The sequence below is a fragment of the Bacteroidota bacterium genome (genome assembly GCA_018692315.1).
GTDB lineage: Bacteria > Bacteroidota > Bacteroidia > Bacteroidales > JABHKC01 > JABHKC01.
Genome location: JABHKC010000184.1, coordinates 1 through 6,185 on the forward strand (window position 1 = coordinate 1; position 6,185 = coordinate 6,185).

Annotated in this window: 6 protein-coding genes; 4 read left to right on the forward strand and 2 right to left on the reverse strand. The window is 33.2% G+C overall.

Features of this window, described 5'->3' with window-relative positions; translation table 11 throughout:
* Both HN894_13665 and HN894_13670 read right to left on the reverse strand, forming a co-directional pair.
* A partial coding sequence (locus tag HN894_13665; protein ID MBT7144371.1) for a hypothetical protein occupies window positions 1-845 on the reverse strand: 845 nt, incomplete at its 3' end.
* Window positions 811-1,467, reverse strand: coding sequence for a hypothetical protein (locus HN894_13670; protein MBT7144372.1), 657 nt, complete (start codon window positions 1,465-1,467; stop codon window positions 811-813). The genes HN894_13670 and HN894_13665, both read right to left, overlap by 35 nt.
* Window positions 1,468-1,686: 219 nt before the next feature.
* Here HN894_13670 and HN894_13675 point away from each other — a divergent pair, with 219 nt between their 5' ends.
* From HN894_13675 to HN894_13690, 4 genes are all read left to right on the forward strand, one after another.
* A complete protein-coding gene (locus HN894_13675; GenBank protein ID MBT7144373.1) occupies window positions 1,687-2,616 on the forward strand; it encodes an ATP-binding cassette domain-containing protein in 930 nt (309 codons plus the stop codon).
* 28 nt (window positions 2,617-2,644) lie between these two features.
* A complete protein-coding gene (locus HN894_13680) occupies window positions 2,645-3,364 on the forward strand; it encodes an ABC transporter permease subunit (protein ID MBT7144374.1) in 720 nt (239 codons plus the stop codon).
* 80 nt (window positions 3,365-3,444) lie between these two features.
* Entirely contained in the window at window positions 3,445-4,965 is a 1,521-nt protein-coding gene (locus HN894_13685; protein ID MBT7144375.1) for a hypothetical protein, read from the forward strand.
* Window positions 4,966-5,014: 49 nt separating this feature from the next.
* Window positions 5,015-6,004, forward strand: a complete 990-nt coding sequence (locus HN894_13690; protein ID MBT7144376.1) for a DUF4340 domain-containing protein — start codon at window positions 5,015-5,017, stop codon at window positions 6,002-6,004.
* Window positions 6,005-6,185 lie beyond the last annotated feature (181 nt).

Consider the following 6,185-nt stretch of genomic DNA (forward strand, 5'->3'; position numbering starts at 1 on the left):
CTTTCGCCATCAATTTCTATTGTTGAATTTGATGGAATTATTAGCGAATAATATCCCTGCGATGTATTTGCTTCCACCCATTGAATTGAATTATGACATTCGAAGGTTCCTACATCTGGTTGATTATCTCTTGGGAAAAAGGCATGGTCAAAATCAAGAGTGTCTTTTCCTTGATTGATTGCAACTGAAGAATTCTGAAGTCTGAAATCCAGGTTCTCACTATTTATAAAATCAAAATAGCTTAAGTCATTGTATCCAATATTATTTGTGTCATAAATAGTAATATCATCAGAATTAAATAAATCAATATACTTATCAATATCTTCAGGCTGACTGCTACTTACAGTTTCATCGACAAGTAAATTGTTATAGATATATAATTCATCACCTGAATAGTCATTTCCATTAATTTTTATTTGATCATTTTTTGAATTCAAAATAGTATTATTTATAAAATAATAAGGTTTTTCATATGCTGCTTTTGTGCCGAAGTATATTCCATTTGCTCCTCTGCTACTAATTTCGGGATAATGATCTTTTCCTGCATTCAGAATCACATTATTGTAAATACTGTTAAAGCCAACTCCAAGCAAAACTATTCCGGCTCCTTTCCCATCTGCAATAAAATTGTTGTAGCATTGTCCGGTTGTTCCGTTGTTTATTTGAATGCCACCATAATGATTGCTATTCCCGCTAAGCCCATAGCGTAATATTCTGTTATTGTAAATTTTACAATTAATTTCTACCATGCTTACTTGTATTCCGTCCCACCCGGTATTTTCAATAATATTATCGTAAATGTAAACATCATTAAGCAGCAAAGGATAAAGAGAGGGTATCTCCATAATCGCATTCTTTTTCTTTTTCTCCATATCCAACATAACCAATATACATGCCTTCGCCTGAGCAATCGTGAATATATAAATCGTGAAAATACATGTTTGTAAGAATATTACCTGAGCTTGCATGGGTCAAAGGATCATCGCATTTTAGCTCGGTTATGCATTGAACACCGGCAAAACCAACATTGCAAATTTCGATATTGCTTACCTCAAAATCTTCTGTTAAACTACCGAGAAGTAAGCCAACATCTCTTGCTGCATCAATTTTAAATCCATATTTATATTTTGAATCGCCTGTACCTAACACTTTAAAATGCTGACAATTACTAAATTGAAAAACATCTTTATGATCCGTATCATAGTTTCCAATTGTAACTAATCCGCCTTTGTTAATAAAGATTATTGGATCTTCTTCAGTTCCAGAAAATCCTACAAACTTCAGCTTGTCGTAAGCATATTCGCCTGCATTAATATAAACTGTATCGCCTGGATATACGACTGTATTATTAATCTCACCATCATCATGATAGTACACGTCGTCAGTATCAATGTTATGGGCAGTTTGAGAAAATGCAGGTAAGAAAACTAAAGATAGAATAAATAGTAATAGTATTTTTCGTTCCATAATTTTGCTTTTTGGTTAACAATTTCCAAATATAAAACAAAAAATGGTTGATGTCAAGCTTTTAAATAAAATTTTCAGCATTTCTATCAACTAATAATCAATTAAAACTAAAATTTCAAATAAACTTCCTTAATGTTAAAAAAAGTTAAATCACTGTGAATAAATATTATGCAAAGTAGAAATTTCTTTTTTTTGCAGAAAAATTAAAACATTAGTAATATGGATATTATTGTTGATAAACTAACGAAGAAATACGGGGCACAACGTGCTGTCGATAATATTTCTTTCACAGTAAAAACAGGCGAAGTATTAGGTTTTCTTGGTCCGAATGGTGCAGGAAAAACTACTACAATGAAAGCAATTACAAGTTTTCTTGAACCTACCGAAGGAGAAATATTTATTGGAAATATTTCGGTAGGCGAGAATCCTGACGAGATAAAGAAAATAATTGGTTACCTGCCGGAACACAATCCTTTATATGAAGATATGCCGGTTCTGGATTATCTCAAATTTGTGGCAGATATTCATAATATCGACAAATCGAGAGTTAAAGACAGAATTCTTGAGATGGTAAATCTTTGTGGCCTTGAAGGAGAAAAACACAAAAAGATAAATCAACTTTCGAAAGGTTATAAACAACGGGTTGGCTTGGCACAAGCTCTTATTCACGACCCTGAAGTTTTGATTCTCGATGAGCCAACATCCGGGCTCGACCCTAACCAAATTGTTGAAATAAGAGAACTAATAAAAAAAATTGGTAGAGAAAAAACTGTAATTCTCAGTTCTCACATTTTGGCAGAAGTTGAAGCAACTTGCGACAGGATAATGATTATCAACAAAGGAAAAATTGTTGCCAACGGAACTTCCCAAGAATTAAGAAAACATTCGGAAGGAAAAGAAATTTTAAGAGTTACTATAGAAAATGCTGAAAAAGATCAGATTATTAAAGACCTTCAAAGCATTGATTTTATAGAGTTAGTGGACCCAATTCCAAATACCGAAAATTCTTATGAAATTCAAAGCAATTCTGACATATCTACCAGACGAGAAGTTTTCAGATTGTGTGTAGAAAAAGATTGGATTCTAACTCAAATGACACCGATTGAGACAAAACTCGAAGATGTTTTCCACACTTTGACAATTAATTAATACGATTTTAAATTTCAAAAAAAATATAATGAGACAGATTTGGATAATAACAAAACGTGAATTAAATTCATTTTTCGATTCACTCATGGCATATATCATGCTCATAGCTTTTCTTGGTTTTAGCGGATTTTTCACATGGCTTTACGCTTCCGACATATTTTTTGTAAATCAAGCAAGTCTTCAATCGTTCTTCGGAATTGCATATTGGACACTTTTCTTTTTTATTCCGGCTCTCACTATGGGATTGCTTGCCGAAGAAACACGTTCGGGAACTATCGAGCTTATACTAACAAAACCCATCAACAACTGGCAATTGATTTTCGGTAAATTCCTTTCAACTTTATTACTGATTTTTATTGCTTTACTTCTCACTCTATCATATTATATAACTGTTGCAAATATAGGACCCGTAGATCATGGAGCAGTATGGACTGGCTATCTTGGATTACTTTTGATGAGTGCAACTTATATAGCAATAGGTATTTTTGCAAGTAGTGTTTCGAACAACCAAATAGTTGGATTTTTATTAGCCTTATTCATTGGTATATTATTTCATATAATTTTTGGATTATTAGCAAAAAATTTCACTGGTTTTATTGGCGAAATTTTAAATTATCTTAGTCTTTCGACACATTTTGAATCTATTTCACGAGGAGTGATAGACTCAAAAGACGTGATATATTTTCTTTCGATAGTTGCTCTTGCCCTTTTCGGTACAGAAACTGTTTTGAAAAAACGAAAGAACTAAGCTTTTTAGCTAATAATTTGTTTCAACAACTTAACGAAACAACAAATTTATTAACAAATTAATTTTAAAACAACAAGGAAATGAAGAATAAGAAGTCATTATCAACATATATAATTGGAATCCTTGCAATCATAATATTAGTGAATATTTTGTCAGACTATTTTTTCGTACGATTAGATCTTACCGAAGACAATCGTTACACAATGTCTCAGGCAACAAAGGATATTTTAGAAAATCTTGAAGAACCGGTTACAATAACTGCTTACTTTTCGGAAGATTTGCCACCCGATATTGCAAAAACAAGAAGAGCATTCAAAGAAATTCTGATTGAATTCGGAAGTCTTTCAGGCGGAATGGTAGTTTATGAATTTATTGACCCGAAAAAGGATAAAGAGACCGAACAAAAAGCAATGCAGGCAGGGGTTCAGCCGGTGCTCGTGAATGTTCGTGAAAAAGATAAAGTTGAGCAGCAAAGAGTATTCCTCGGAGCAGTTATTTCGCTTGGCGAAGAATCTGACGTTATTCCATTTATGAAACCCGGCGCTGCTATGGAATATGCCTTATCCTCAAGTATTAAAAAACTTTCGATTTCAGAAAAACCACTCGTAGGATTACTACAAGGCCACGGAGAAGCAAGTTTGGCATCTCTTCAGCAGGTCAGATCAGGGCTTTCAATTTTATATAATGCCGAAGAAGTAAGCCTAAGCGACACAAGCTCGAATCTCGACAAATATCAGTCGATTGCAATAGTTGCACCAACTGATTCTTTTCCACAAAGCCATTTTGCCCAGCTTGATAATTTTTTAGCAAAAGGCGGAAATTTATTTATTGCCTTCAACAGAGTAGAAATGGATTTAACAACAAATCAGGGGAAAACAGTTGAAACAAACTTTGACGCATGGCTTACTCAAAAAGGATTGACAGTTGAAAACAATTTTGTGATTGATCTAAATTGTGCAAGAGCTACAGTTCCTCAGCGATTTGGGAATTTTACTATGCAAGCACAAGTACTGTTTCCCTATGTTCCAATAATCTCAAACTTTCAGGAGCATCCCATCACAAAAGGGCTTGAAGCTGCTATGTTAGAGTATGTTAGTTCTATTACTTTTACTGGAGATACTTCAATGCAATTCACTCCTTTGCTTAAAACTTCAAAAAACTCAGCTACACTCTCTTGCCCAATATATATTGATGTTCAGAAAAAGTGGGATAAAAATAGAGATTTCACTTTACCAAATATTACAATTGGTGGAGTTTTGGAAGGCAATATTGCAGGAAACACTCACTCAAAAATTGTTTTAATTGCCGATGGAAATTTCCCTGTAAACGGCGAAGGAAACACTTATAAAAAACTTCAAAACGACAATGTAAGCCTTATGGTAAATTCAATTGACTGGCTTTCGGATGAAACCGGACTTATAGAATTAAGAACCAAAGGAGTTTCTGCTCGTCCATTAGACGAAGTTGAAGACGGAAAAAAAGTATTCCTAAAATGGTTCAATTTCCTTTTCCCAATAATTCTAATCATCGTCATTGGTTTTGTGAAAGCACAAATGAGACGAAATGTGAGAATAAAACGAATGGAAGAAGGATATATTTAAACGAAATATTTGAAAACCATAAATTAAAAATATCTAAAATTAGAAAATAATGAAATCGAAAACATTAATAATAATTCTGACAATATTAATCATAGCTGTTGCAATTACTAAACTAATTGACCACAATAAAGGCGAAAGGTCGTTTAAAAGTAAATTGATTACACTCGATTCAGCAAATGTTACTGTAATTAAAATTTATCCAAAATCGTACAATTTTCAGGAAGTAAAATTAGCAAAAGATAATTCTGACTGGAATCTATATTATGATAATAAAATTGTGAATGCGGACATACAGGCAGTACAATCAATGATAAATGAGCTAAGAGCACTTAAAACAATCCGCCAGGCAGCCCGCTCTTCTGAGAAATGGGAAAAATTTGAATTGACAGATTCTACCGGAACAAGAGTAGTTGTTGAAGAAAATGGTGAAATTGTTGCAGACCTTATGGTTGGAAAATTTTCATACAAACAGGCACAAAATCAAAATCCTTATCAACAGCAACAACAAGGTACTATGACAACTTACGTCAGGCTTACTGATGAAGATGAAGTTTACGCAGTATCAGGATATTTAAGCATGACTTTCAACCGTGAACCAAACTCATTCCGAAACAAAATGTTGCTAAATGCCGATATTGAAAATTGGACTAAACTATCATTCGATTATTCGCTTGAAGAATCGTTTTTGCTTGCAAAGGAAGGCGAAAAATGGACTTTGAACGGAATGCTTACAGATTCTGTCGAAACCCAAAACTTCCTAAATCAATTGGCTCATCTTTATAGTTCTGGATTTGTTGATGATATTGAAGAAACTACTCTAACAAACAATACACATAGTTTAACTATTGAGGGCAACAATTTTACACCAATCGATATTAGAGCATATTCGGCCGATCCTGAAAACGAATATATTATTACTTCTACTGAAAATACTAAAACCTATTTTAGTGGGAAATTAGAAGATTTGTTCAACAAAATTTTTGTGAATAAAATGAAATTTTTCAAAATGGAAGAAATTACGGAACCAGTTGTTGAATAAGTCAATTTCACCTACATTTTCAAAACAATTGCTTTAGTATTTTATTAAAGCCACCTTTAATATTTTAAAAATATAGAAATAAAACTTAAGTTCGCAGAGGGCTCGATAATAGAGGCCGATTGAACATTGGAGCTGCTAAGCCCCTGACAAAGCGTGGTCTGAGCATGTACTGAAAGTATTA

What these genes read in the sequence shown, in the direction of transcription:
- HN894_13685 (MBT7144375.1), top strand. Translation starts at nt 3,445, where the DNA reads ATGAAGAATAAGAAGTCATTATCAACATATATAATTGGAATCCTTGCA.
- HN894_13680 (MBT7144374.1), top strand. Translation starts at nt 2,645, where the DNA reads ATGAGACAGATTTGGATAATAACAAAACGTGAATTAAATTCATTTTTC.
- HN894_13670 (MBT7144372.1), bottom strand. Translation starts at nt 1,467, where the DNA reads ATGGAACGAAAAATACTATTACTATTTATTCTATCTTTAGTTTTCTTA.
- HN894_13675 (MBT7144373.1), top strand. Translation starts at nt 1,687, where the DNA reads ATGGATATTATTGTTGATAAACTAACGAAGAAATACGGGGCACAACGT.
- HN894_13690 (MBT7144376.1), top strand. Translation starts at nt 5,015, where the DNA reads ATGAAATCGAAAACATTAATAATAATTCTGACAATATTAATCATAGCT.